Origin of the sequence: Nocardia arthritidis (genome assembly GCF_011801145.1) — a bacterium.
Classification (GTDB): Bacteria; Actinomycetota; Actinomycetes; order Mycobacteriales; family Mycobacteriaceae; genus Nocardia; species Nocardia arthritidis_A.
In genome coordinates this window covers 9,557,278-9,583,609 of the sequence record NZ_CP046172.1, presented here as the reverse complement: position 1 = coordinate 9,583,609, position 26,332 = coordinate 9,557,278, and the positions used below count along the sequence as shown (strand labels likewise).

37 protein-coding genes and 2 tRNA genes are annotated in these 26,332 nt (G+C 55.7%); all 39 read left to right on the top strand.

The window, feature by feature from the left end; all coding sequences use genetic code 11:
- Window positions 1-362 precede the first annotated feature (362 nt).
- Window positions 363-950, top strand: a complete 588-nt coding sequence (locus tag F5544_RS43665; protein ID WP_167478544.1) for a hypothetical protein — start codon at window positions 363-365, stop codon at window positions 948-950.
- Window positions 951-1,142: 192 nt separating this feature from the next.
- Window positions 1,143-2,417: a hypothetical protein gene (locus F5544_RS43660; RefSeq protein WP_167478543.1), complete on the top strand. Its 1,275-nt coding sequence runs from the start codon at window positions 1,143-1,145 to the stop codon at window positions 2,415-2,417.
- Window positions 2,418-3,126: 709 nt separating this feature from the next.
- Window positions 3,127-3,194, top strand: a tRNA-OTHER gene (locus tag F5544_RS43655).
- A gap of 35 nt (window positions 3,195-3,229) precedes the next feature.
- Complete coding sequence (locus F5544_RS43650; protein ID WP_167478542.1) at window positions 3,230-3,382, top strand: hypothetical protein; 153 nt, start codon at window positions 3,230-3,232, stop codon at window positions 3,380-3,382.
- 217 nt (window positions 3,383-3,599) lie between these two features.
- Window positions 3,600-3,672 (top strand) — tRNA-Arg (locus F5544_RS43645).
- Between the two features lie 28 nt (window positions 3,673-3,700).
- Complete coding sequence (locus F5544_RS43640) at window positions 3,701-3,895, top strand: hypothetical protein (RefSeq protein WP_167478541.1); 195 nt, start codon at window positions 3,701-3,703, stop codon at window positions 3,893-3,895.
- 559 nt (window positions 3,896-4,454) lie between these two features.
- A complete protein-coding gene (locus tag F5544_RS43635; RefSeq protein ID WP_167471254.1) occupies window positions 4,455-5,174 on the top strand; it encodes a hypothetical protein in 720 nt (239 codons plus the stop codon).
- Between the two features lie 1,171 nt (window positions 5,175-6,345).
- On the top strand, window positions 6,346-6,852 hold the full coding sequence (locus F5544_RS43630) for an XRE family transcriptional regulator (RefSeq protein ID WP_167478540.1): 507 nt from the start codon (window positions 6,346-6,348) through the stop codon (window positions 6,850-6,852).
- A 92-nt stretch (window positions 6,853-6,944) separates the two neighbouring features.
- Window positions 6,945-7,172 (top strand): hypothetical protein, encoded by a 228-nt coding sequence (locus F5544_RS43625; RefSeq protein ID WP_167478539.1) that lies wholly within the window; start codon window positions 6,945-6,947, stop codon window positions 7,170-7,172.
- The gene (locus F5544_RS43620) at window positions 7,145-7,939 is read left to right on the top strand and encodes a RecB family exonuclease (RefSeq protein WP_342760437.1); all 795 of its coding nucleotides are present in this window, start codon (window positions 7,145-7,147) and stop codon (window positions 7,937-7,939) included. Before F5544_RS43625 ends, F5544_RS43620 begins: the two co-directional genes overlap by 28 nt.
- 156 nt (window positions 7,940-8,095) lie before the next feature.
- Window positions 8,096-8,881, top strand: coding sequence for a phage antirepressor KilAC domain-containing protein (locus F5544_RS43615; RefSeq protein ID WP_167478538.1), 786 nt, complete (start codon window positions 8,096-8,098; stop codon window positions 8,879-8,881).
- Window positions 8,882-8,892: 11 nt separating this feature from the next.
- Entirely contained in the window at window positions 8,893-9,702 is an 810-nt protein-coding gene (locus F5544_RS43610; protein WP_167479914.1) for an AAA family ATPase, read from the top strand.
- 21 nt (window positions 9,703-9,723) lie between these two features.
- Complete coding sequence (locus F5544_RS43605; RefSeq protein ID WP_238846971.1) at window positions 9,724-10,185, top strand: endonuclease VII domain-containing protein; 462 nt, start codon at window positions 9,724-9,726, stop codon at window positions 10,183-10,185.
- On the top strand, window positions 10,182-10,832 hold the full coding sequence (locus F5544_RS43600; protein WP_167478537.1) for a hypothetical protein: 651 nt from the start codon (window positions 10,182-10,184) through the stop codon (window positions 10,830-10,832). The genes F5544_RS43605 and F5544_RS43600 overlap by 4 nt, the downstream gene beginning before the upstream one ends.
- 49 nt (window positions 10,833-10,881) lie before the next feature.
- Complete coding sequence (locus F5544_RS47720) at window positions 10,882-11,277, top strand: CHC2 zinc finger domain-containing protein (RefSeq protein ID WP_428847104.1); 396 nt, start codon at window positions 10,882-10,884, stop codon at window positions 11,275-11,277.
- A gap of 61 nt (window positions 11,278-11,338) precedes the next feature.
- Window positions 11,339-11,755: a toprim domain-containing protein gene (locus F5544_RS46925; protein ID WP_238847554.1), complete on the top strand. Its 417-nt coding sequence runs from the start codon at window positions 11,339-11,341 to the stop codon at window positions 11,753-11,755.
- Entirely contained in the window at window positions 11,752-12,021 is a 270-nt protein-coding gene (locus F5544_RS43590) for a glutaredoxin domain-containing protein (RefSeq protein ID WP_167478535.1), read from the top strand. The genes F5544_RS46925 and F5544_RS43590 overlap by 4 nt, the downstream gene beginning before the upstream one ends.
- Window positions 12,022-12,165: 144 nt before the next feature.
- Window positions 12,166-12,633, top strand: a complete 468-nt coding sequence (locus F5544_RS43585) for a DUF3310 domain-containing protein (protein WP_167478534.1) — start codon at window positions 12,166-12,168, stop codon at window positions 12,631-12,633.
- Window positions 12,630-13,400, top strand: coding sequence for a metallophosphoesterase (locus F5544_RS43580; RefSeq protein WP_167478533.1), 771 nt, complete (start codon window positions 12,630-12,632; stop codon window positions 13,398-13,400). Before F5544_RS43585 ends, F5544_RS43580 begins: the two co-directional genes overlap by 4 nt.
- A gap of 17 nt (window positions 13,401-13,417) precedes the next feature.
- The gene (locus tag F5544_RS46920) at window positions 13,418-14,173 is read left to right on the top strand and encodes a hypothetical protein (protein WP_238846970.1); all 756 of its coding nucleotides are present in this window, start codon (window positions 13,418-13,420) and stop codon (window positions 14,171-14,173) included.
- On the top strand, window positions 14,166-14,369 hold the full coding sequence (locus F5544_RS43570; RefSeq protein ID WP_167478531.1) for a hypothetical protein: 204 nt from the start codon (window positions 14,166-14,168) through the stop codon (window positions 14,367-14,369). Before F5544_RS46920 ends, F5544_RS43570 begins: the two co-directional genes overlap by 8 nt.
- Window positions 14,370-14,403: 34 nt before the next feature.
- A complete protein-coding gene (locus F5544_RS43565; protein ID WP_167478530.1) occupies window positions 14,404-14,643 on the top strand; it encodes a hypothetical protein in 240 nt (79 codons plus the stop codon).
- A gap of 66 nt (window positions 14,644-14,709) precedes the next feature.
- Window positions 14,710-15,180, top strand: a complete 471-nt coding sequence (locus F5544_RS43560) for a hypothetical protein (RefSeq protein WP_167478529.1) — start codon at window positions 14,710-14,712, stop codon at window positions 15,178-15,180.
- 100 nt (window positions 15,181-15,280) lie between these two features.
- Entirely contained in the window at window positions 15,281-15,538 is a 258-nt protein-coding gene (locus F5544_RS43555) for a hypothetical protein (protein WP_167478528.1), read from the top strand.
- Window positions 15,539-15,582: 44 nt separating this feature from the next.
- Window positions 15,583-15,849: a hypothetical protein gene (locus F5544_RS43550; RefSeq protein ID WP_203217475.1), complete on the top strand. Its 267-nt coding sequence runs from the start codon at window positions 15,583-15,585 to the stop codon at window positions 15,847-15,849.
- Window positions 15,850-17,136 (top strand): hypothetical protein, encoded by a 1,287-nt coding sequence (locus F5544_RS43545; RefSeq protein WP_238846969.1) that lies wholly within the window; start codon window positions 15,850-15,852, stop codon window positions 17,134-17,136.
- A complete protein-coding gene (locus F5544_RS46915; protein ID WP_238846968.1) occupies window positions 17,037-17,567 on the top strand; it encodes a DNA polymerase in 531 nt (176 codons plus the stop codon). Before F5544_RS43545 ends, F5544_RS46915 begins: the two co-directional genes overlap by 100 nt.
- Window positions 17,568-18,495: 928 nt before the next feature.
- Window positions 18,496-19,395, top strand: coding sequence for an AAA family ATPase (locus F5544_RS43540; protein ID WP_167478526.1), 900 nt, complete (start codon window positions 18,496-18,498; stop codon window positions 19,393-19,395).
- Window position 19,396: 1 nt separating this feature from the next.
- Window positions 19,397-20,686: an RNA ligase family protein gene (locus F5544_RS43535; protein WP_238846966.1), complete on the top strand. Its 1,290-nt coding sequence runs from the start codon at window positions 19,397-19,399 to the stop codon at window positions 20,684-20,686.
- Window positions 20,687-20,949: 263 nt separating this feature from the next.
- Window positions 20,950-21,135 (top strand): helix-turn-helix domain-containing protein, encoded by a 186-nt coding sequence (locus F5544_RS47715; protein WP_167478525.1) that lies wholly within the window; start codon window positions 20,950-20,952, stop codon window positions 21,133-21,135.
- A gap of 53 nt (window positions 21,136-21,188) precedes the next feature.
- Window positions 21,189-22,391: a tyrosine-type recombinase/integrase gene (locus F5544_RS43525; RefSeq protein WP_167478524.1), complete on the top strand. Its 1,203-nt coding sequence runs from the start codon at window positions 21,189-21,191 to the stop codon at window positions 22,389-22,391.
- Window positions 22,392-22,869: 478 nt separating this feature from the next.
- A complete protein-coding gene (locus F5544_RS43520; RefSeq protein ID WP_342760436.1) occupies window positions 22,870-23,124 on the top strand; it encodes a DUF3310 domain-containing protein in 255 nt (84 codons plus the stop codon).
- A gap of 267 nt (window positions 23,125-23,391) precedes the next feature.
- Complete coding sequence (locus F5544_RS43515; protein WP_238846967.1) at window positions 23,392-24,006, top strand: metallophosphoesterase; 615 nt, start codon at window positions 23,392-23,394, stop codon at window positions 24,004-24,006.
- A 299-nt stretch (window positions 24,007-24,305) separates the two neighbouring features.
- Window positions 24,306-24,689: a hypothetical protein gene (locus F5544_RS43510; protein ID WP_167478532.1), complete on the top strand. Its 384-nt coding sequence runs from the start codon at window positions 24,306-24,308 to the stop codon at window positions 24,687-24,689.
- A complete protein-coding gene (locus F5544_RS47245; RefSeq protein WP_342760405.1) occupies window positions 24,686-24,931 on the top strand; it encodes a hypothetical protein in 246 nt (81 codons plus the stop codon). Before F5544_RS43510 ends, F5544_RS47245 begins: the two co-directional genes overlap by 4 nt.
- Complete coding sequence (locus F5544_RS43500; RefSeq protein ID WP_167478531.1) at window positions 24,924-25,127, top strand: hypothetical protein; 204 nt, start codon at window positions 24,924-24,926, stop codon at window positions 25,125-25,127. The genes F5544_RS47245 and F5544_RS43500 overlap by 8 nt, the downstream gene beginning before the upstream one ends.
- A gap of 34 nt (window positions 25,128-25,161) precedes the next feature.
- On the top strand, window positions 25,162-25,401 hold the full coding sequence (locus F5544_RS43495; protein WP_167478530.1) for a hypothetical protein: 240 nt from the start codon (window positions 25,162-25,164) through the stop codon (window positions 25,399-25,401).
- A gap of 66 nt (window positions 25,402-25,467) precedes the next feature.
- Window positions 25,468-25,938, top strand: a complete 471-nt coding sequence (locus F5544_RS43490; RefSeq protein ID WP_167478529.1) for a hypothetical protein — start codon at window positions 25,468-25,470, stop codon at window positions 25,936-25,938.
- 100 nt (window positions 25,939-26,038) lie between these two features.
- Window positions 26,039-26,296: a hypothetical protein gene (locus F5544_RS43485; protein ID WP_167478528.1), complete on the top strand. Its 258-nt coding sequence runs from the start codon at window positions 26,039-26,041 to the stop codon at window positions 26,294-26,296.
- Window positions 26,297-26,332: the final 36 nt, after the last annotated feature.

Below are 26,332 nucleotides of genomic sequence, written 5' to 3'. Positions count from 1 at the left end.
AACCAGCATGGGCCTGTCCGTTTTCGGTACTTGTGGCAGGTTGACATATGGCTAGATTTCTACCGTATCGATGTACCTGATATTACTCAACACCCGGAGGAAGGCGAAGGCCATTCCACCAGGCAGCAGGACGATTCCATATGAACGGAAGACCGGCAGCGATCGGCTGGATAGACCCGGGCCGGACTGAAGCCCTCGCATGGGATGAGGCACAAGTAAAGCGGTTAGCCCACACCGAGTGGGACGAATGGGTTGACCCGAAACGACATGCCAGCCAGATACGCACCATACTGGCGAACCTGCGGGGCACCCTTGACCGGGGTACTGGTCTGTTCGGCACACGACGAGATAGGAGTAGAGGTATGGGGTACACGCGTAAGGCCACCGAGGCGGAACGTCGCCAGCATGAAATCAATCAGCAAGAACCCGCCTACCTGGAATGGCGGTCAAGGATGGACGCAGTGTTAGAGCGATTTTTCAGCGAGGATGCGCCGGAGATTGTGGGCCTCCCCGATCGGTGGTCGGCCGATGGGCTCCGTGTTGCGGGAGCCGCTGCGGTGGCTGCGTTTGGGAACTTGCAGGCGCTCTACATGCCCGAGAACCGCGAAGCTGTTGACCGGTACGTTCGCTATGTCGGCGAGTGCTATCGGAGAAGTTTCGAAGGCGACTGGCGAAACATACCCGGAAATGGGCCTGATGGGGCGGAGTTCTGGCCGATCGTTAACCGGCCGGCATCGGGATACATTGACCCACATGATCAGCTCGGGCTCGCCTTCTTCAAGCCGTCCAAAAGAGATCCCGGGCATCCCGAGGGCGAAATGATTTGGGTATACAACAATTCGAAAGAGGACTACCAGAATTGGGTTGCCGCTGGTCGCCCAGACTTGGATCGGTGGGAAAAGATGCAGACGGACGCACTTCTCGAAAACGCGAAAGACTACGAAGTGTAGAAGGCAATAATGGGTGGGGAAGACAGGCCGGATACGCCCGATAGGCTGACACCGGCCCAGCGAGAGCAATATGAAAGATACGTTCAAGGTAAGGTCGACCGGAACGAAATTCCCCGATCACCGGCTAAGTGGCTGGAACATTCTACGTTTTGGCGGACACAAGAACTCCATGGCCGAGCGTTCGAACGCGGCATGGATATTGTATTCGGCTTGCCGCAAGCCGGTTGGGTACCTCACGTGTACTACGAGCATGGCGACGGCAAGCATATTTATGTCGACAGACATCAGCCGAAATCTAAGACCAAAGACGGCATCGCTCAGAACATGGAAACGAAAACTGGCGATGTCAACAAGGATCGTGAAATCGACCAGCTGAAAGGCTACTACCAGAAGCTCAAGGACGGCGAACGGGTCATCTATGTGGTTCGAGCGGAACGCCAAGACCGGATGTCCAGGGAGGTCCAACAGCTGATAGCGAAGTGCAAGAAAGAATTCCCCAACCGGTTCCGGTTGATGTCAATGAAAGAAAAGGTTTACCAACGAATCTTTTCGGCGGGCCTAAAAGCAGTTCAGAAAGAACAGCAGCAGAAGCTAGAGAAGAATGTCGCCAAGCTTCAGATACGCGAAACCCCGGTTCTGGCGGTAGAACAGATCGCACGAGATTTTCTACGCGAGGTTCAGCAGGCCAACGAAAAGGGCCGTCCAGTCGAGATTGATCAGCTTCGGCAAATGAATCAGATCCTTCGCGACATGAACCAGGCACAATCGAGAATCGACCACGATAACGCCTCGCAAGCCCGCCAGGCGCTTGGGCTCCGTTATCACGAATCACGGGCAATCGAGAGCTTCCTGGACGCCCAAGCCAAGGATAAAAATGCAGGACGTGCGACAGCAATCGACGCGGTGACCCACGAACTTCTCGACAGAGAGCGTGCCGAGATCGCTAAGGCAACCAGAGAAGCTGAGAAAGCCGTAGCGCAGGCTCGGGAACAAGGGCAGCCAATCAATCCCGAGCAATTGAGGCAGCAGCATCTCGCGTTGGGCAATGCACTCGGCGCGGTGCAAGCCATCGAAAACCAGATGTTCCGAGATCAGGTTAAAGACGTACCCGCTAAAGACGGACAACAGCATCTACGTGCCATGGAAATCATCCAACGAGAACGGGATTCGAAGACGGCCGAGCGTATCGAAGGAATCCGGGAGATCGCGGACCGGGAAGACAAGGCACGAGCTGATGCCAAGGACCGGCAGGAACGAGACGCGCGAGACCGTGCGGCGCGAGAAGCGTACTCCAAGAACTTGGCTGAACGAGGGCTACCACCGGTAATCGCCAGAAATCAGGGTTATGTGGAAGCGCCCTCCGTAGGGCACGAACGTGACAGGGACCGAGGCGACGACGCGCCCGAGGTGCAGCGAGGCGGGCGGGGTGACGACGGGGGCCGAGGTCAAGAACGAACCCGGAACTAGCCATTCGACCCTCCTGGACGATTGGACGCAGTTACCGTGGTCAGCTCGACTCAGGGAGGGGCACAGATGGGCACGAGTGACGATCAGGCAGGCCAGAAGGACTTGGAGAACGTCCTAGAGCTGCTGGACGAGCTGGCGGGCGGCCCGGCAATCCCAGTGCAGTATCCGGACTTTGAACCCGTACTTCGGGCGATACGGGAACGTTTCACGGACTAGGGCCATTACAGCTCCGTAAGGCAGCGAACCAACTCGGCGCGCTGACCTGCGTCTTCATGAATATGTTGACAGATAACGTCTATCCGTGCGAGGCTTACGGCACAACTTCAAAGGGAATCGGAACTACGGAGTCCGACAAGCGGCCGGGAGCCCTGAATCTATTAGGGTGAGAGAGCTAATGCAGCAACACTACGAGCCGTGTAGTTCAAATCCAAAGTTGACAGATAACGCGATTCCATTTAGGGTTGAACCCAACAACCGAACAGCAAGATCCAGGGGAGCCCCGTAAGGCGCAGAGAACCTGGTGCAAATCCTCCAAAGGCGGAGAGGCTTGTTCGGATATACAGAAACGGCGCGGAAACACTCCCCCCGTCGAGTTCGGTTCCTCGGTGACTTGTCCCGATACCGTTCCGTAAGGGTGAGGCGAAACGACAGCGCGCTGAGATCCGAGCGGGCTTAGGCCCGTGTCCGAGAGAGGTTATCGGATCGCAAAGGGTCTGCAGCTCAAGTGGTTATAGCGCTTCGGTTGAGTAGATCCCGGTTCGAATCCGGGCAGGCCCACGGAAAGCGCGGCACATATCTCGAAGGAGCTAGAAATGCGTGATCGATGGGAATACGGGCAGATAAGTTATAAGGAATTTGTTGAGGCGATGAGCCACAACGAGCTGAATTGCATGACGGATGTGCTGATTGCAGCGCATATGATCGCCAACGGGCGGATGTCCTTCTTTAATGGCATGGATTACTAGAAAGGCGTGAGGCGATGACTGACAAGGATGAGATGACAATTGTGTGGTCCGGGACATTCATGGATCTGTGCTGTGAGGTGTACGGGAGCAAGGAACAGGGTCCGAGTGACCAGGCTCGGGAACGGACCGGATCGGACGAAGCTGGGTGCCGCTGAGGCAGCCGACGCGACGAGTGCTCAAGCGCCCTAGGAAGCGTTACAGTAGGCGCGTCATGGACGGGTTTGTAGCTCAACTGGCAGAGCGGCCGACTTCTAATCGGCGGGTTCCGGGTTCGAGTCCCGGCAGACCTACAGCGGCAATCAACCAAGGGAGATCAAAATGACTACTCAGGAATATTTCATAGAAGTACGACGCGACGGGCGTGGTGAGTGGAGTATCGTGCCCGGTGCCTTCTATCGAGTTGATTCCTTCTATGACGGAGACAAGATGGGGAAGGGGGCCGCTGAAGATGCACTTAAGCGTTTGCGTGAGGCTAACCCTGAAGACGAATTCAGGTTGAAGTTTCGGGGGTAGGGCAGTATGAGCGACGAATATGTGTCGATTCCGGGACTTCCTTGCGAATGGAGAGACTAGTGGAGACTTTAGATATCACACCGGACCGCAACGGCATGATTGGCTGGGCACGGATGGTCCTCGAACAGTCCGCACTGAACAGCAAGGACGCCGAAGTTGCGCGAACTATCCTGGCCGCATATGGAGAGGAAGTGACGGAATAACCATGTCGAGTCGTAACGCTCATCAAGACTCCGATCTAGACGCAGCTCTGACGGAAGTCGGACGCCTCACTCGCGACGACCGACATGTGCGGGGAAGCTTCGGGGGCCGGTACGGGCCTTACCGGGTTTGCAAGGTTCCCGGGCTGATCGAAGCTGACGAACCTTATTGGACGGTAGTCGGTTAGACAGTTGAGCCCCCGGACCCTAGCCGGGGGCTTATCTTCTACCAATAAGTTGACAGATAACGCATCGTGTGGTTTGCATCGGCCAGAACGAATTGCCCGGTTATGCCGGGTGGATGCTCTGGCCGGTGTTGATAACACGACCCAACCAACCTCAAGAAAGAGAGTCGAGTTATGAACATCGAAGCTGCCAACGAGATGCGGATTCCTGATGACATAGAGTCGGCCGTGTTGGACCTCAAAGGTTTAGGTGAACTTGTCACGGCTACAGAGTGGCAGCGTGCGGCGCTAGTGTTTGCCTTCACCTATGAGGGGCGGCCGGGCGGTCGGTCTACTGGTCAAGAGTCACCAGTAGCCAAGTCGATAGACGAGTTCGCCAAGCTCGCGCTTGCCGGGCTGAAGTCTCGGAACTCGGTGCGGAAGTACCGTCGCGCTTGGGCGCTCGCGATCCAAGACGGCTACGCAACTCATGTGATGCCGGGCGACATTATCGCGCTCCCCGAGGTTGATTGGGACGAGTACATAAACCCGCCCAAAGCTTCACGTAAGCCATCGGAACCTCGCAAGGGTAGGGCAACCGGGTCTGCCGATAATCGGGCTTCTAAGAGCGAATCGGAAGGATTATCGGCCGAGTCGGATTCGAGCCTCGATGACGATATCGACCTGGACGCCACCAAGCCAGGTAACAAGCGCGCCCGTAAAGCCTTGCTGATCGCGGAGGGTATAGAGACCAAACGACTGCCCGAGCGGTTCAAGGGTGGCGTTACACGGATCAAAGACGCGCTTATCGGCTTCGGACAGCCAGGCGCTAACCATGAAACGCTTTATCTCTACATGTGCCAAGCCTTAGGAGATCTCGCAACAGTCCTAGAGGAAGAGCCGACGAAGAAGTGAGCGGCTGACCACGCGTACGCGTCGACGACAACCGTGGGGACTAGGGCGACGGGAGTAACGCCTACTCTCGTCGCCCGCTGTCCGGCAGAACTTGACGAGTTGACGGCCGGTCGTTCCCATGGCAGCATCCGGGATGCAAGATCACTCTGCGTGCGGACAGCAACAAGCGCGCGATACCTAGAACTCGTCTGGGAAGACGGGTACGAAAGGTCGCGCCATGCCTAAAAACTATTCCGCAACACTCCCGGCAGTTATCTGTGCTGGAACGTTCCATACGTGGCGCAATCGCCTGTGCGCTGACATGCTGACCGAAGTCAAGCGTGCGGACAGCCGTCATTCACCAGCGTTTTTGACAAACACCGCTCGCTTAGGTGATCCTTCCAACAGCGCCATAGCTGTGCTCTCATCGCTTAGCACCCGCCGCTCAGTCCTTTTCACAGCCGAAGAGTCGGCGGTGGGCGGGATGATCGGAACGCCCCTGTGCCGCGTTCGGCAGAAGCCACGCGTAGGCCCTCCGGCATCGAATGATATTGCGCCGGAAAGAAGCGCCGCTATGTTCGAGGGCATCGTTGGTCGTACCACCACACTTCCGGTCTGGGTCCGGCTCGCTAGGCGTTCATCGGGCGCCGGCCGAGACCGGCAGCAGTCCGGGCAGCTCGCCACGATCGGAAGATTCTTGCCGGAACCCTGGCCTTCAGCTAGCCTAGGCGAATCGAACGAACGTTCGAAATCAGGGGTTGAACGGGGGCGATTGCATGTTTCTATCGACACCAAGCCGCGCCGAGATGGACGCGAAACCATGCAAGCGGGCATTAAACCCGCTCGGTGGTAACGGTTTGGTCTCGTACTTCAATATGGAAGGACTAGCGGGCTAATGTCCGGTCTAGACCGCAAGGTATTTACCAGGGGAGAGAGCATGATCACTAGCCGCAGCTTGACGGCGACTCGCCGGATTGGCCATTCTCACGAGCAACCCGCATTGATTGTCGTGTCAACCCATCGTTGACCTGGGGCTAAACCTATTTAAAGCAAGCGATTGCTTAGAATTCGTTAATTCTGTACATAGCTTCCGAGCCGTCCAGGGTGCGCCCACAAAGTTGACTGCTAACGTTCTGGGTGTCATCGTTATCTGTAAACATTGACACCCCGGAACTTGGAAGGGGCCTAGCCGATGGGCCGCAAGCCGCTACTTTCGTTCGCTGAAATTGAAGATCTCCACAACAAGGGGCTGACATACACGCAGATAGCAAAGATCAAGGGCGTCACAAAGCAAGCGGTCTCTAAAGTTGTCAGACTTCACGGAGGCTCGCAAACACCACGCCAAACGGTCGGCCAACATTTCCCATGGAAAGAAGTTCCTCGACACTTTCGCGAATCATCACCGTACAAGAGGATGCGCGACCATGGGGAATGGATGGCGACCGGCGGTAAAGGTATGCAGGGCTACAAGCTGGACCGCCTTCGTTGGTGGCACCGGTACCTGCGAGAGAACAATGTTGTGCTCGAATTCGACCCGGAAATACCAGCGATCGACGGTGTGAGCCCCGGGGGAGGATTCGCCTATCGTCCTCGTCAAGAAGAGGACGGAGATTTGTTGATTCGGGTGAACGGCTATACCCAGATGTCACCGGAGAGCTACACAATCTGGGTTTTGCCTGATCCCGGCGAAGGACCGTAGGGATTTAAGGGGATATTTTGTTAACCGCGATAGCAGCTTCTCAACACCACTTCTTAGTTGTGTCACCAACGATTCTGCTTGCACACACAACAGTGCTCGCCGAACAGCTGTGTCTCGTGGTTTACGCCTCGGTGAAGCTCAAGCCTCACCAACCCGTCTATCGCCCAGTTGCGGAATTTCTGGAGCAACACGAGAACTTGAAGATCGCAGAGGTTGAGCAAGACGACGAGAGTATGTTCCACTTTCGGGCGGTCGAAACCACCTATGCGATCTTCGGCCAGAAGGATAGCCCATCGAAACAACCGACGAGATTCGCCTGAGCGTATCTCAATACAAGACCTATCAGAAATGTCCGCGAGCATGGTATCTCGAAAAGGTTGAGAAAGCCTGGCAGAGACCGGCGGCATGGTTAGCACAAGGCACGGCCGTTCACGCGGCAGCGGAGGCGTACGAAAGGTCGGGGCGTACGCTCCCCGTAGAAGACATGAAGGAGACCTATCGGCAGTCGTACGCCGACGAAATCGCCAAATACACGAAAGACACTCCTAATTTCACACACTGGTTCGGTTCCGGACCGTATCGCGGCGCTCAAGACATTGAGCGTCGTTTTTTGATTGGGCTAGAGCAGACAGAGAAGTACCAGGCATGGTATGAAGCGCATCCGCATGAGGTTGTCTGGGTATCCGAGGATGGTACCCCGGGTATCGAAATGGAGTTCGATCTTGATCTGGATGGTGTGATGATCAAGGGCTATATCGACGCAGTCATGCGCAACGTCAAGCAAGATTATCTGTTCGTTCGCGACAACAAGACCGGTAACACTCCGGGTGATCTGTTCCAGCTAGGCACCTACAAAGTAGCGGTAGAGGATGCCTACGGTGTGGAAGTCTCGGAGGGGGACTATTGGATGGGCCGGACCGGTAAGCCGACCATCGCGCAAGACCTCAGCGACTGGACCAAAGAGCGGGTAGCCGAAGAGTTCCACGCTCTAGCCGACAACATCCAGTCAGAGCGCTTCGACCCGGACCCGGAGCCGTCAAAGTGTCGATTCTGCTCGGTCTCGATGTCGTGCGAGTTTTCTTTATAACCAAAAGTTGACGGATAACGTTAGGGTGCAATGCGAACCACGATCTATGTCCAATGGGACGCCGATGTAGCCGTGACCGGTGAATCGTTGGCGTTGGTGCTGTTTTCTGACCGCTCATGGGAATACATTCCACACACCGAATTCTGAAAGATAGCAATGACAGCAATCATGCCCGTCGAGGGCACCGACAAAGCAAGCCCGTTCGATGATCTCCAGCGAGTTCGGCCGGACGGCTCGGAGTACTGGTCGGGCCGAGAGCTCATGCCGATCATGGCGTATGGCCGATGGCACGAGTTCATGAAGCCTTTGAAGCGGGCAATGCAAGCAGCCGCTAACCAAAACATCGCCGTCAGTAGCAACTTTTGTCGATCGACAAAAGTATCCGGCAGACGTGGCCCCGTGCAGGAGGACTACGAACTGTCACGGTTCGCCGCGTATCTGGTCGCCATGAACGGCGATCCGAACAAGCCGCAGGTTGCTGCCGCACAGGCATATTTTGCTATCCGCACCCGGGAGGCTGAGACTCGGCCGGTTCGGCCTGCGGTTCCCCAGAACTACGCGGAGGCACTTCGGGAGGCGGCGAACCAGTATGAGCGGGCGGAGCTGGCGGAGGCTCGGACGGTCGAGCTGGCGGCCAAGGTGGAAGAAGACGAGCCGTACACCGAACAAGGTAAGCGGCTCGTGACGGAGCCCGAAGACAAGAAGTTTCGCGAGACCGCGCGTCTCCTCGGTATGCGGGACACAGATCTCCGGGAACTGATGCGGGAACTCGGATGGATCGAGAAGCACGCGAACAACCCGACGGCGTACGCGCGGCGGTTGGCATACATGACCTGTGAGCCGTATGAATACCAGCTAGGAAGCTTTCGAGCTACCGGCTATATCACGCCCAAAGGTAAGGATCGGCTTGTGCGCGAGATTCATAAGCGTGCTCAAGGCTAGGAGTCGAGTAGCTGTATACGCTCAATCAATCAGCTCGAATCCGTGGAGCAGCTGGCGAACCGCTACCGGTTGTCTGGCAGGCCCTAGAGTCCAAAGGGGCCAGATTCCTCCGAGGGCAACTGTGCCTGATCTGCGCTGGTCCCGGAACGGGAAAATCAGCATTCACGCTCAATTACGTGTTGAAGGCCAAGGTTCCGGCGCTGTACATCTCGGCGGATAGTGATGCGTTCACTCAGCTCACACGCTCGGTATCGTGTCTCACCGGATGGCGGCTCGAAGACAGTGGCCGGGCCGTCTTGGATGGCAAGCTGGACGCTGATACAGAGCAAAGACTTGCAGAGATACCGGTCCGGCTAATCTATGATGCCAGTCCCGATCTCGACACTATCGAGAGAACAATGCTGGCGTACGACGAGGTATACGGCGATTTCCCGAGCCTCGTAGTCGTCGATAACGTGACAAACGTTCGGACTGATACCGAGACCGATGGAGACCCGTTTACCGGGCTTGAATCGCTAATGGACTATCTACACACGATGGGCAGGCAGACGGATGCGTGTGTGTTCGGGCTTCATCATGTGACCGGCGGATACAACGACGCGCATAAACCGATCCCTTTGAGTGGAGTCAAGGGGCAGATTACCCGAGTGCCTGAAATGGTTCTCACGCTTCACAGGCGGACAGCTGAGTTCGGACCGGATATGTTGTGCGTTAGCACGGTCAAGAACCGGGGTGGTCGGGCGGACCCATCTGGAGGAGACTTCGCGGAACTCGAATTCATCGGAGACACGATGACAATTCGCGATCTTTCCGGCCTGTGAAAGTTGACAGATAACTGAGGTGTGTTGCTGAAACCAGCCAAGATCAGCCAGCCACGGTGCATAGATTGCGCCAAGGAAGGGATTGCAAACAAACGGAAAGTCTCCGGTAAGCCGTCCCTGTGCGCCACGCACCGGCGAGCACGAAGAACAAGCCGACGGGATTACTTGTGGGAGAAGCACCTCCGGGAAACCTACGACCTAAGCTCGGATGAGTACTGGCAACTCTATGAAGCCCAGGAAGGCAAGTGCTATATATGCGACCGGCCCAGGGCGCGAGACCGTAAGAAGCTTTCGGTAGACCATTGTCATGCGACCGGCCGGATACGCGGCCTCTTATGCCAGAGATGCAATCGAGATGTCCTCGGGTACTTCCGAGATGAGATAGCCGCGTTTGTACGTGGGCAACAATATCTAACCAAGCCGCCCGCATATGCCGTGATCGGTGTACGCGTGGTGCCTAGCCATGAAGGTGAGCAACATTGACTGACGAAACACTGATTGATGCCCTGACGACTGCCGGTAACTATGCGGCCGAACAAGGTGATGATTACATCGCCAACCAGATCGGAGAGTATATCTTTAGACTTCTCAGGGCAGACGAAATTAAGGCTCTGGGTGATTTGAGCGCGGTTAAACGCGCATTCGATACGGCGGAAACTCAAGAGTACTGGTTCGGTTTCGACTTCGAGACTACTCTGCCCGGATTCCGGACCTGGATGAAAGCTTTCTACGATGCGGCACGGCAGGAGTCTCCGAGTCAACCGCTCGACGTGGGTGATAAAGCATTGATCGTCGGACCGTTGAATAGCGCCTATGGTGAGTTTCTTCGTTATTTCCGGGTTGGGGAAGTTGTGCGGGTCGACCGCGCGACCGACGAGGATGGCGACATCCTTATCTCACGGCTGACAGATCCCGACGTCTATGGCTACATTGATGCCAGGTCGCTTACGGCGGTGGCGGATACTGGCCCTCGTACGTGGACAAATCCGGACGATACTCCGGACGACGTGACCCTGATCGAAGATCGGGGCGGGGATACGTGGGGCCGAGGTGAGCGCCGAGAGAGCGCGACATACGGCAACTGGCCGTCTACCGCATTGTTTGGCCCGTATACCGAGGTGATCTCGTGACCGGCGATGGCTGCTATGACGTGGCGCCAGGCCCCGAGAATCCTGATAGGTGGTGGGCTTATTGGAATCTTCTGCGATTGTTCAGGTAATCCGAAAGTATTACCCGGAGTTCGAGGCGCCCGACGATAGAGGTAGAGAATGGATTAAAGCTCTCTGCCCGTTTCATGGCGAGTCGCACCCTTCCGCCTCTATCTCCTATACAAACAATGCCTTCATCTGTCGTGCGTGCGGTGTGAAGGGAGATGTTTACTCGATAATCATGCATGAGGAAGGAGTAGGTTTTGCGGAGGCTAAACGCCTCTCAGAGAAAATCGCTCCAGGAGGCAACGAGTCAGTACGCTCAGAGCCTCGAAGGAAGTCCAGCCGCAGAGTATTTGGCGAATCGGGGGTTGCTGGTTCCCGGGTTCGGTCTGGGATTCGTCGAGAACCCGCACCCTGGTCATGAGCAGTACCGTGGGTTTCTCTCCATCCCGTATCTGAGATGGTCACCAGGTAAGCAACTCTCCGTGGTTTCGATCCGGTTTCGGTGTCTCCGGCCGAACTGTGAGCATCAAGGGCACGGTAAGTATCTGACAGCTCCCGGTGACCGACCTCGGCTGTACAACACTGCCGACCTGCTAGAGCCCTCTCCTTTTGTCTGTGTCACAGAAGGCGAATTAGACGCCATCACCGCACATTTATGCGGACTCCCGGCTGTAGGTGTTCCCGGTGCCGAGACATGGCAGAAACACTACAAAGAACCAATGCTTGGTTATGAGGCGGTTTATGTGCTTGCAGACGGGGACGAGCCGGGAATCAGGTTCGCTAATGCGGTGGCAGGGCAGCTACCCAACGCGAGAGTGATTCCTATGCCACCCGGAGAAGACGTTAACTCGTTTGTCGCCTCCCACGGCAGGCAAGCATTATTGGACAGGATTGCATGACAGATCTCTACTACGACATCACGGTTTACACCAAAGATAATTGCCAACCCTGTAAGGCAACCAAAATTTACTTGATGAAGCACGGTATACCGTTTGCCGAGATCAACACATCTCGTAATCCGCAAGTTCAAGAAGCGCTGACAGCGCAGGGCTACAAAGAACTTCCGGTTGTCGAGTGGAACGTCAACGGCAAGCAGGGTGCGTGGTCCGGGTTCCGCCCGGACGATATCGAGGCACTTCGTTATCTGGTCAAAGGTGACCATTAGCCATGCTTGATCTTGACGACTACTACGAATGTGAATCTCCGGTATGTGACTGCCATCTGGGCGAAGTCTTTGACGGCATCCATGCCCAAGATTACGGAGACGAGTCGGATGGATGGGTTGATCAGATCGAAAGGGAAAACGACTGTGAGTGATGCTATCAACCCCAGCCACTACCAGCGTCACGGCGCTCAGCTTATCGACCTTATCGAGCATCTTCCCGGGAATCGGTTCAACGCCGCTAAGTATGTGGTGCGGGCCGGGGAGAAGAGCCCGGATACTCTTATCGAAGACCTCGATAAGGGGCTGTGGTATCAGCTCCGCGAGCTGTATCGCCTTGAGGTTATCGACTTCAACCCCGCAGCGCCGGAAGCTTGGGAAAGACTCCGGCGGTTCCTGGGGTGGTGCGGTCCGGATAAGCCGACCGAGGAAGTTGTCCGGCTCGTCGACTACAGAGAGGCGGCAGCTCGCACGGTCCCGCGCATGTTCGAACGGTTCGCGGATATACCCCGTGAGGTACAGGTAGTGACCGATAACGATGGGGATAAATGGTGGACGGTTGAAGGGCCGCCTGTCAACGATGTGTTTGGCCCATATACAGAGGTGATTGCTTGACAAAGAGAATCGTTGTCGTCCCGGATCTACAGATTCCTTTCCATGACCGTAGGGCGTTGAAATCGGTTATCCAGTTCATTGGAGACACGCAACCCGATGAGGTTGTTCTTATCGGTGATGTCCTCGATTTCCCGCAGCCGAGCAGGTGGAACAAAGACACTCGCGGTGAATTCGAAGGTAGCATTTACGCGGATGTCGAGCTGGCCAAACGTGAGCTGTTCGAGCCACTGCGAACCGTCTACGACGGCCGGGTTATGGCCCACGAAGGAAACCACGATGAACGCCCCAGGATTTATCTAGACAAGTACTCTCCTGCCCTGTCTGGCACCGACGTTTTCGATATCGATAAACTGTGTGACTTCGACGGGTTCGGTATCAGCTTGGCGCCGGGTTTCTATCCGATTGCTCCGGGATGGATTTCCACACACGGGCATCTCGGCGGTATCCGAATCAGCCAGGAAGCCGGTAAAACCGCCCTCAACGCCGCGAAAAGGTTTCATAAGAGTGTGGTCATGGGGCACACCCACCGGCTAGGGCTTCAGCCGCATTCATATGGATATGACGGCCGGGTCAGTAAAGTTCTGTGGGGCTTCGAGGTGGGCAATCTCATGAATATGCAACTCGCAGGTTATCTCAACGGTGCCGCCGCGAACTGGCAGCAGGGATTTGGACTCCTTGAATTGGACGGACAGCATACTAACGCGGTGCCGGTAAAAATCGAGCATAAGAAGTTCATCGTAGACGGCTCGGTTTGGTCGATTAGTTGACAGATAACTTGGAGAGTATGAGCACTGAGGATCTAAACAAACTGTTCAAGAAGTCCGCGGACTCGGTTGTCTATTCATGGCCGGGTGTTGTTGAGGCTGACGACCTGGCGCAAGAGCTGTGGCTCTGGTACTTGGGGAGCCCCGCCGTGCAAGCAAAAATCAGCGAATCCGATTACCCGCTAGCGGCGCGGCTTACCACTATGCAGGCTCATAGGATTGCTTCGGTAAAGCGGGAAGCCAACGCTCGATTCTCCAGCCAGATCAAATACTCGGCGGAGGATATAAAGAATGCGCTCAGCGGTGAAACGCTTTGGTCCGAGTTGATAGACGATATGACCGCCGGCCTCGATTCACTCAGAATACGGAACCCCGACTACGCGGCAGCGATCGAGGCGCGCTACCTCGGGCATGAACAGCCCAAGGCGGGCGCTGATCGGACAAGGCTATCTCGGGCCGTTACCGCACTCGCAGAGGAAACGAATCGGGTTTTGCGACAGAAGTTCGACCGAGCTATTCCCTCCGAGGCAGTGACTTACGAGGAATATTCCGAGGGTAAAGCGTTCCGAACCCTCAATGACGGTCCGGGCTCGAAACGTCGAGTGTTCCCCGAAGCGGTCAACAACTCTCAAAACATCTTTGACTCCGAGTTCAATGGCATCCCGGGCATCGACATGTACCGGTCTTGGGTGCAACCCGAAATGTACCCGCGCGAGCGTCCCGCTCGTATCGAAACCTGGCACGAGAACGACCGAGAGGATTGCTGGAGTGAGTAGCAGTATCGACAACCACAGTGGCGCGGTGCTGGGCTTCCTGCTGAACGCGTGGACAATCAGCACACTAGCGTTGAACTTCTCCGGAGTAACCCCGCTTCCTTGGTGGCTGATTCTCGGGCCATACATGATTGTGGTTTCGATCGGGCTTATCGGACTGATCATCTTGGGAATCGTCAGCCTCGTAGAGGACGACTGACAACCAACAACACACTAAGCCGATCGGAGACCAGGTGAAAATCTACAGCGATGAATTCCTGAAAGCGGTTGCCGAGTACCTGCGCAAGACCGAGTGTCTTGACGTCAAGGAAGTTATTTCCTTCAGTGATCGAACCGTCGATGACGGCTATTGCGACACATGCCGATACGAGTACGCCGTTATCGACATCGCGTATCGCGACTCTAACCGAAGCACCAAGGAGTTCACCTATAAGGGCGACTTCGCGGATCTGATCCGAGCACTGAAGGATTAATCAAACCTCCCCTTGTCGCCAGCTCGTCCGAGCTGGCGAAGTTCTTACGAGAAAAGGTTTCTCTCTTTGACCGACTATGACCCGTTCGCTTCCGCACCGGCCGACGAGCCTAACGCCGGAGCCTCCACAGCAGCCACCGGGAACCACAAAGCGCCCTCGAACACTCCCAACTCCATCGTTACCGCCGAAAGCAAAGTAGTTGTCACCCTCAAGGGCGGCCCTGGTTATGAAGCACCCTGGATTGTCCACCACGCCGATTCCATCGAAGAAGCGGAAGCACTAGTCAAGGGATCGGTGGAACTGATGCGGATGACCCAGCTTGCCGCCCAAAAGTTCGCCGAGTACGCCCCGAGCAGTAACAAGCCTTCCGGCAATGGGCAAGCCCAGCGGCCCGCACGGCAAGCACCACCGGATGGCGCTCCCGAAGCACCAGGGCCGGACTGGGTCTATAAGACCGGCATCTCTAAGAAGAACGGAAAAACCTGGCAAGCCTGGATGCCGCCCCAAGGCTCGAACGATAGCCCGGTCTTCTTCTAGCCAAAAGTTGACAGATAACTGCCCGGGTATGTGTCCCGGACCGGGTCGACCGGGGCCGGAGAGATTCCTGCTCCGGCCCCTTACTACACGAAAGGCGTTGATGAACTATCCGTTTGGCTTCATCCCTAATGATGACGGCTCTATCAGCATGGTCACGGTCGGGCTTGAGCAAGGCCCACTGTACTTCCCGGGAACCTTCGCCCAGTTCGACGAGAAAGAACGAACTCTTGTCCTGATCACGGACAACATGGAAGACGGGCAGATCACTTTCAACTTTGATCACGTCGTGTTCTTCTCCACTTCCCGGCTTACCGAGGAAGACATTCGACTTGCTTTGGCCGAGGAAACCGAATCCTGACATTCGTTACCCGTTTGATCACTTCTAACCATTGAGGTACCGCTATGAGTTGGAATTATATTCCGGGTTCTCTTCTTGCTGAACCGGCAGACATCGAGACCTTGAAGCGCCGGATTTCCGAGCTGGAACGAGAGAACACCGAGCTTAGACGAAAGACTGATAACCGGAAGAAGCTGAGCGCAAGAGAGGTCGAGCTTATCCGCCGCTTGGGTGGGCAAGGTTACCCGCATCGGATGCTCGCCGAATCGTTCGACGTGAACAAAGCGACGATTTCGCGAACGATCAACGGCACCTATCACAAGGCGGAATGATTGCGCGAATACCCGTACAGAATCGGGTCCGAACCCGTCACGGTGCGGGTACCAGAAAATGATGAAGATCTCGCCACATTCTGGGAATGGCTGACGGCCGTAGCCGAACTTCCTATCGGGGTGGACTCGGAAACCACTGGCCTCGACATCTACGCGGACACGAATCGACTACGCACAGTCCAGTTCGGTAGCGAATGGGACGGCTGGGTTATCCCGGTCGAGAAAGGCTCCAAATTCTATCAAGCCGCACGGCTCGCGCTAGAACGACTCGAACACCCTGTACTTCATAACGCGGCTTTCGATCTCCAGGTTTTCGACAGGCATCTAGAGATGCCAATGGAACAGCTTTGGTCCAAGGTCACAGATACCAGGATTATTGCCCATCTCGCCGACCCGCGTGGACAAGAAGAAGGCGGTACAGGACACGGCCTAGAGCAGCTGATTAGGGAGCACATAGACCCGGTGGTCGCCGATGAGGTTAAGGGTCTAATGGCTCGACTGGCCAAGGAACATAAAACAACGAAAGACCGGATTTGGTCCAGCATTGGTATCGACCATCCGGATTACACCATGTACGCCGGTATGGACCCGATCCTAGCTATCCGGCTGTATTGGAAGCTTAACCCGCTCGTGCCGCACTACTCGCGGCATCTGATCGGATACGAGCACAAGCTCGCGGAAATCTGCTCGTACATGGAACGCGCGGGTTTCAAACTCGATGTCGAGTACACGTTGGATCTTCGTACCCGGCTGACCATCGAAGAAGAAGAGGCGGTTTGGCACGCAGAAACCTTCTTTGATGTGGACTCGGTCAACTCCAGTGAGCAGGTAGCCGATGCCCTAGAAGGACTAGGGCATCGGTTCACGGAGTTTACAAACACCGGAAAGCGGAAGGTCGATAAGAAGCTGCTCGATTCGCTTCTAACCGATACACCGGAGGTCGGTAGTCCGGGGCACCTCGCGGCAGCGGTAACCGAAGCTAAACGGGCTAGGAAGTGGCGAACTACATGGATTGATGGGTTTCTCAAAGGCATGGACAGCAACGGCCGTGTCCACCCCTCAATCCTTCCTCTAAGGGCACGTACGGCCCGGATGAGCATCCAGGGCATTCCGGCTCAAACACTGCCCTCGGGGATTGGATGGTACGGCGCTGCTTTATCGCAGACCCGGGCCAAACCATCGTTAGCGTGGACTACAAGGCGCAAGAATTACGAGTGTTGGCGGCATTGTCCGGCGATCCAACTATGCGAGAAGCCTTCGCCACGAATGCCGATCTTCATCAGGTAACCGCTGATGCTGCGGGCGTTGACCGCAAGGTCGGCAAGATGGCGAATTTCTTGGTTGCCTATGGCGGTGGCGCTAAGAAGTTAGCCGAGAACGCGAGTATTTCTTTCCTCGCCGCAAAGCGTGTTCTCGAAAGCTTCAACAGAACATACCCGAAAGTAGACGAGTTCTCTGAAAAGATTCAGAACGAGGCGAAGAATAGCGGCTACGTGATTACTCCCACGGGCCGTAGGCTGCCAGTAGATCCGGACCGCGCATACTCGGCGCTCAACTACATGATTCAGTCAACATCGAGAGATGTCACTTGCCGAGGACTTATCAACCTCCACAAGGCCGGGTTTACTCCATACCTACGGTTACCGGTACACGATGAAGTCGTCGCATCCATACCGGCAAATAAAGCCCAATGGGGGCAAAAGAGATCGCTCGCTTGATGGCAATGGAGTTCCGTGGAGTACTAATCGACACCGACCCAGAGATCTACGGCCCTTCCTGGGGGCACGGATACATGAGCAAATAGCGCAAAGGCTGAACCGGATACACGCAAGGAGCCGAATTACCCGATCATATGAAGTTATTCAAAGTCGAACGAATCGACAGCAAAACGGCTATGCCCCTCCTGATAGAAAAACACTACCTACACCGGAGGGCGCCAGCTAGCCACTGTTTCGGCCTCTACGACCGGGAACATCTAGTCGGGGCAGTCACCTTCGGAACCCCGCCCAGTAGGCACCTACAGCAGTCCGTATGCCCTTCGAACCCGTCCAGGGTAATAGAACTCAATCGGCTATGGACACTCGATGAGCTACCTAAGAACACCGGATCATGGTTCGTTTCACGGGCCTTGAAAGCCCTACCGCCGCTGTTAGTGCCATCGTATGCGGATACGAGTGTCGGGCATTACGGATACATATATCGAGCCCTGAACTTCCATTACGCCGGCTGGACCGACATGGAAAGAAGGACGCCACGGCTCGACTACGTGCCGATAGACCCTAGCAAGCATCCAAGAGACGCGTACAGAAGCGGAATATCACACACAGTACGCAGGGTTCCGAAAGTCAAATACTGGATAGCCACAGGCAACCGGGCAGAGAGAAGGCACCTCGAATCTATCTGCGGATGGCCGTCACTCGACTGGAACACCTTACCACCACCGAGGTATCAGCAAGACCAGCTCGCCGCATAACCGATGATTCGGAGCACATGTTAATGAGTTCACCAATACCATTCTTCGCCGGTATGTGCTGCATCTGTTTCCAACCAATAAGCCCCGGCGAGTATGCCCGAGATGCCGAAGGCGAGTGGGATGCCCACAAAGGTACGTGCGCTCAAGAAGCAGGAATAGAAGAGGTTGAATGAGTGACAGAACTTGTGATCACTCGCGGCTACCCAGGTAGCGGCAAAACCACGTACGCGCGGCAATGGGCCGCTCAACCCGGTAGAGCCAAAGCACCGAGCCGGGACGAGCTTCGGAACACGTTGTACGGAATCGAAGGGTTCGGGACACCCCAGCAAGAACAGGTCATAACAGCAGTTCAGAAAGCCGCCGTGCGGGTACTCCTGGACTCGGGGTTGTCGGTTGTCATCGACGACACGAATCTACGGACCCGGCACGCAAGAGACTGGGCGGACCTCGCTCTAGAACACAACGTTCATTTCGAAGTAGTCGATATCAAAGCTGGCCTAGAAGACTGTATAGCCAGAAACGAGGCGCGCGGTTATGCGGGCGGAAGATACGTAGACCCACAAGCTATCGAAGATATCGCCCGCCGCTTTCCCATTGAGAACTGGCAGACGATTACACCCCGCCCCGAGCTAGCCGTAACACCATACATTCCGGACTTCACGAAGCCGTCGGCTTGGATCTTCGACATAGACGGAACTCTTGCCCAGATGTCCGGACGCGGACCCTTCGACTGGCACCGGGTAAGAGAGGACACGGTAAATCTTGCCGTGGTGCAAACCCTCTGGGCGCTAGATGATACTGGAGCAAAGATAATCATAGTGTCGGGCCGGGACTCAGTGTGCAGACGCGACACGATTATCTGGCTCGGAGAACAATGCATACCCACCGAGTATGTATATATGCGGCCGGAAGGCGATAATCGAGAAGACACGATAGTAAAGCTTGAACTCTTCGATAAGTATATCCGCGACAGCTTCAATGTTCGCGGCGTATTCGATGATCGGAACCGTGTCGTAGACATGTGGCGTCGACTCGGTATCAGAACATTTCAGGTAGCAGAAGGGAACTTCTAGATTGGCCTTGACCTTCCACCAACCAAAAAACGAAAACTATGCGGCCGTCATAACCTCGGTCAAGGCGGTGGTTTCGCTTCCTAACCGTGATCGCATAGAGGCGCTGCCCTTGTTCGGCCATCAAGCAATTGCCTCGAAAGGCTGGAAACCCGGAGACCTCGGAGTTTTCTTCCCGGCAGAGGTCCAACTCAGCCATGAATACGCGTCGATCAACAACCTCTACCGCCACGAGCATATGAATGAAGACCCCAGCCAGAAAGGCTATCTTGAGGATAACCGTCGAGTGAAAGCAATCCGACTCGGCGGCCATCGTTCGAACGCGCTGTTTATGCCGCTATCGTCGCTTGAGTTCACCGGAGTGAACACGAGCCTTTTGCGGGAGGGCGACACGTTCGATACTCTCGGCGGATTTGAGATCTGCCGTAAGTATGAGGTTCGGAAACCGCAGGGGCCTAACAGTCAGGTTCCGAAGCTCCAGCGCAGCCGGGTGGATGGCAAGCTTTTCCCTCAGCATATCGACACGGGTAACTGGTGGCGGATGCAGCACAACGTCGACGGCGGAGATTATCTTTACGTGACTCAGAAGCTGCATGGCAGCTCCGTCCGTATCGGAAACACGATCGTTAAGCGCAAGCTCACCCTGCGCGATAGGTTCGGCCGGTTCATCGGTGCCAAGATCCAAGAGACCGAATACGACAACGTCTACGGCTCCCGCCGTGTAATCAAGGATGCCAACGCTCACACGACTCACTACTACTCGTCGGATATCTGGACTCGGGCCGGTAAGAAGCTAGATGGACTAATCCCTGCCGGTTATATGGTCTTCGGTGAACTCATCGGCTGGACACCGGACCACGAACCTATCCAGAAGGGCTACACCTACCAAGTACCCAAAGGTGAATCTCGGCTCTACGTCTACCGAGTGGCACACGTCAACGCCCAAGGCATCGTTACTGACCTCTCTTGGCCTCAGGTAGAAGAGTTTTGCCGAAACCTAGGTCTTAGTACCGTCCCGCTTCTCTGGACGGGCTACGCGGACGACTTCGACGTAGATGTTTGGATGAATCGGCGATATGCCGACGATTGGGTTTGCGCCTACATCGACCAACCTGTACAGCTGGACCCGGGCAAGACGGTAGACGAAGGTGTTGTCATTCGTATCGAAGGGATGACACCCCAGCTGCTCAAGGCCAAGTCTCCGGACTTCTTGGAGCACGAAACCAAGATGCTCGACACGGGTGTTGATGATCTGGAGTCGAGTCAGGGCGAAGATCTTGCCGACGCCGCGTAAGCGTGGTGATGCAGGGCAGCTACCCATATGCCTGCTACGCTTTACCGGATCAACTAGGAGCTGAGCCGCCCCTAGTCTGATTACCCCGAACACAGGCCCCGATGCATCCGAGCATCGGGGCCTGTTCTCGTTCGGGTACTCGTGGTCTCTTCCCAGACCCAGGCAATGTAGTTGGCCGTGTGAATGCCAGTCAAGCAACGTTGCTTAGTTAACTCCGAGCCAATTTGGGATTAGTAGACACCCGCACATAAGGACCGGTATCTATGTCTCCAGGCGGAAGCAACCGCCTTCTGACCCCTCAAGAAGTAGCCGAATGGCTCAAGGTCAGCGAAATCACTGTCAAGAACAAGTACCGGATATGGGGCCTTAAATCGCAGAAGGTTGGGAGGCTTCTCCGCTTCCGTGAGCGGGATGTCGTGGCCTATCTGGATGCCCATTACGGAGAGTAGGAACGAGTAATGCCAGTGCTTGGTCAGACTGAGCTTATGGAGGAGGAGTAGAGATGGCTACTGTCTTCCAGAAATGCAAGTCCGACGAGGACAACAAGAATTACCCGTGCGATAAGGCACGCTGCGGCCATCCCTGGACGGTTAGGTACCGGGAGAACGGTGGTCGATCCGGTAGACAACGTGAGAAGACGTTTCCTAAGAAGACCGGCCCAGACGGCGCGGATGCCTTTGCTACGAAGGTTGAAAACGACAAGCTAGAGGGGATTGTATCTGTCCAACGCCCGAAGTACACGCTCAAGGCTTGGGGCGACAAGTGGCTTGGCGGTCGTATGCTGTCCGATCGGATACGGCGCGACTACGAATGGTTCTTCGAAAATCGGCTGTATGCCCAGTTAGGGCAGGACACGGACATGGCTGCAATCCCACCGAGCGATCTACAAGCGTTCGTTGTCTACCTGCAAGAATGTGGTTACGAGCCACGGACTATCGCTGACTGGATAGCCAAGATCCGGGGCATGTTCAATGCTGCCGTGGCTGAAGAAGTACGGGGCACCAACCCAGCTGCCGACCCGAAGGCACCTCTAGCACTGCCCCGTGTTAGCGGTCGGGCCGTGGACGACGACGAGATCCCCTCAGCGGAGCATGTTTGGCTTATCGCGGACGCTATCGAGCCGACCCTCAAACTTGCCGTCCTAGCCCAGAGCGGGGCCGGTATGAGGCTTAGTGAGTCTCTAGCTCTTGGACCAACCACGGTCCGGGGTGGCGACTTCCGGATTCGCTGGCAGACGAGCTACGAGACTGAGCCTCGGCTACGGGCGCTTAAGCACCGGGCGGAGGGGGAATACCGGGACTCACCTGCTGCGCCGTCGCTTCTGGAGGAGCTTGACGCACATACGCGCAAGTACGGCTGTGTTCGTCGGACTGCGCAAGCGGGCAAGACTACCTTTCACGAAGAAGTCGCCATTCACCGTGCGGGCGGCAAGCTGCTTAACAAGAGTCACTTTCAGTACTACTTCTTTAAAGCTCAGAAAAAGACTGGATTAGTGACCCCTGATGGGAAGCCGCTCTACCATCCCCACCACTTGCGGCACTTCTACGCAAGCACGGCCCTGGCCAACAAGGTTCCGATTTTGAACGTCAGTAGATGGCTCGGGCACCGGAGTATTCAGGTGACGGGTGACATCTACGGCCACCTTGTACCGGCAATGGACTTGGCCGCGAAGCTCGCGCTTGAGGCGGCGCTATGGGCCGAATGAGGACGGAGTCAACACGATCTAACTACCGTGCTGACTTGGTGCTGATTGAATGGCCGGAATTGGAGCTAAAGCCCTGGTCGGAGCAACTTTCGACCATTGAACTACATCGGCCATTATTGGACAGGATTGCATGACAGATCTCTACTACGACATCACGGTTTACACCAAAGATAATTGCCAACCCTGTAAGGCAACCAAAATTACTTGATGAAGCACGGTATACCGTTTGCCGAATCAACACATCTCGTAATCCGCAAGTTCAAGAAGCGCTGACAGCGCAGGGCTACAAAGAACTTCCGGTTGTCGAGTGGAACGTCAACGGCAAGCAGGGTGCGTGTCCGGGTTCCGCCCGGACGATATCGAGGCACTTCGTTATCTGGTCAAAGGTGACCATTAGCCATGCTTGATCTTGACGACTACTACGAATGTGAATCTCCGGTATGTGACTGCCATCTGGGCGAAGTCTTTGACGGCATCCATGCCCAAGATTACGGAGACGAGTCGGATGGATGGGTTGATCAGATCGAAAGGGAAAACGACTGTGAGTGATGCTATCAACCCCAGCCACTACCAGCGTCACGGCGCTCAGCTTATCGACCTTATCGAGCATCTTCCCGGGAATCGGTTCAACGCCGCTAAGTATGTGGTGCGGGCCGGGGAGAAGAGCCCGGATACTCTTATCGAAGACCTCGATAAGGGCTGTGGTATCAGCTCGCGAGCTGTATCGCCTTGAGGTTATCGACTTCAACCCCGCAGCGCCGGAAGCTTGGGAAAGACTCCGCGGTTCCTGGGTGGTGCGGTCCGGATAAGCCGACCGAGGAAGTTGTCCGGCTCGTCGACTACAGAGAGGCGGCAGCTCGCACGGTCCCGCGCATGTTCGAACGGTTCGCGATATACCCCGTGAGGTACAGGTAGTGACCGATAACGATGGGGATAAATGGTGGACGGTTGAAGGGCCGCCTGTCAACGATGTGTTTGGCCCATATACAGAGGTGATTGCTTGACAAAGAGAATCGTTGTCGTCCCGGATCTACAGATTCCTTTCCATGACCGTAGGGCGTTGAAATCGGTTATCCAGTTCATTGGAGACACGCAACCCGATGAGGTTGTTCTTATCGGTGATGTCCTCGATTTCCCGCAGCCGAGCAGGTGGAACAAAGACACTCGCGGTGAATTCGAAGGTAGCATTTACGCGGATGTCGAGCTGGCCAAACGTGAGCTGTTCGAGCCACTGCGAACCGTCTACGACGGCCGGGTTATGGCCCACGAAGGAAACCACGATGAACGCCCCAGGATTTATCTAGACAAGTACTCTCCTGCCCTGTCTGGCACCGACGTTTTCGATATCGATAAACTGTGTGACTTCGACGGGTTCGGTATCAGCTTGGCGCCGGGTTTCTATCCGATTGCTCCGGGATGGATTTCCACACACGGGCATCTCGGCGGTATCCGAATCAGCCAGGAAGCCGGTAAAACCGCCCTCAACGCCGCGAAAAGGTTTCATAAGAGTGTGGTCATGGGGCACACCCACCGGCTAGGCTTCAGCCGCATTCATATGGATATGACGGCCGGGTCAGTAAAGTTCTGTGGGGCTTCGAGGTGGGCAATCTCATGAATATGCAACTCGCAGGTTATCTCAACGGTGCCGCCGCGAACTGGCAGCAGGGATTTGGACTCCTTGAATTGGACGGACAGCATACTAACGCGGTGCCGGTAAAATCGAGCATAAGAAGTTCATCGTAGACGGCTCGGTTTGGTCGATTAGTTGACAGATAACTTGGAGAGTATGAGCACTGAGGATCTAAACAAACTGTTCAAGAAGTCCGCGGACTCGGTTGTCTATTCATGGCCGGGTGTTGTTGAGGCTGACGACCTGGCGCAAGAGCTGTGGCTCTGGTACTTGGGAGCCCCGCCGTGCAAGCAAAAATCAGCGAATCCGATTACCCGCTAGCGGCGCGGCTTACCACTATGCAGGCTCATAGGATTGCTTCGGTAAAGCGGGAAGCCAACGCTCGATTCTCCAGCCAGATCAAATACTCGGCGGAGGATATAAAGAATGCGCTCAGCGGTGAAACGCTTTGGTCCGAGTTGATAGACGATATGACCGCCGGCCTCGATTCACTCAGAATACGGAACCCCGACTACGCGGCAGCGATCGAGGCGCGCTACCTCGGCATGAACAGCCCAAGGCGGGCGCTGATCGGACAAGGCTATCTCGGGCCGTTACCGCACTCGCAGAGGAAACGAATCGGGTTTTGCGACAGAAGTTCGACCGAGCTATTCCCTCCGAGGCAGTGACTTACGAGGAATATTCCGAGGGTAAAGCGTTCCGAACCCTCAATGACGGTCCGGGCTCGAAACGTCGAGTGTTCCCCGAAGCGGTCAACAACTCTCAAAACATCTTTGACTCCGAGTTCAATGGCATCCCGGGCATCGACATGTACCGGTCTTGGGTGCAACCCGAAATGTACCCGCGCGAGCGTCCCGCTCGTATCGAAACCTGGCACGAGAACGACCGAGAGGATTGCTGGAGTGAGTAGCAGTATCGACAACCACAGTGGCGCGGTGCTGGGCTTCCTGCTGAACGCGTGGACAATCAGCACACTAGCGTTGAACTTCTCCGGAGTAACCCCGCTTCCTTGGTGGCTGATTCTCGGGCCATACATGATTGTGGTTTCGATCGGGCTTATCGGACTGATCATCTTGGGAATCGTCAGCCTCGTAGAGGACGACTGACAACCAACAACACACTAAGCCGATCGGAGACCAGGTGAAAATCTACAGCGATGAATTCCTGAAAGCGGTTGCCGAGTACCTGCGCAAGACCGAGTGTCTTGACGTCAAGGAAGTTATTTCCTTCAGTGATCGAACCGTCGATGACGGCTATTGCGACACATGCCGATACGAGTACGCCGTTATCGACATCGCGTATCGCGACTCTAACCGAAGCACCAAGGAGTTCACCTATAAGGGCGACTTCGCGGATCTGATCCGAGCACTGAAGGATTAATCAAACCTCCCCTTGTCGCCAGCTCGTCCGAGCTGGCGAAGTTCTTACGAGAAAAGGTTTCTCTCTTTGACCGACTATGACCCGTTCGCTTCCGCACCGGCCGACGAGCCTAACGCCGGAGCCTCCACAGCAGCCACCGGGAACCACAAAGCGCCCTCGAACACTCCCAACTCCATCGTTACCGCCGAAAGCAAAGTAGTTGTCACCCTCAAGGGCGGCCCTGGTTATGAAGCACCCTGGATTGTCCACCACGCCGATTCCATCGAAGAAGCGGAAGCACTAGTCAAGGGATCGGTGGAACTGATGCGGATGACCCAGCTTGCCGCCCAAAAGTTCGCCGAGTACGCCCCGAGCAGTAACAAGCCTTCCGGCAATGGGCAAGCCCAGCGGCCCGCACGGCAAGCACCACCGGATGGCGCTCCCGAAGCACCAGGGCCGGACTGGGTCTATAAGACCGGCATCTCTAAGAAGAACGGAAAAACCTGGCAAGCCTGGATGCCGCCCCAAGGCTCGAACGATAGCCCGGTCTTCTTCTAGCCAAAAGTTGACAGATAACTGCCCGGGTATGTGTCCCGGACCGGGTCGACCGGGGCCGGAGAGATTCCTGCTCCGGCCCCTTACTACACGAAAGGCGTTGATGAACTATCCGTTTGGCTTCATCCCTAATGATGACGGCTCTATCAGCATGGTCACGGTCGGGCTTGAGCAAGGCCCACTGTACTTCCCGGGAACCTTCGCCCAGTTCGACGAGAAAGAACGAACTCTTGTCCTGATCACGGACAACATGGAAGACGGGCAGATCACTTTCAACTTTGATCACGTCGTGTTCTTCTCCACTTCCCGGCTTACCGAGGAAGACATTCGACTTGCTTTGGCCGAGGAAACCGAATCCTGACATTCGTTACCCGTTTGATCACTTCTAACCATTGAG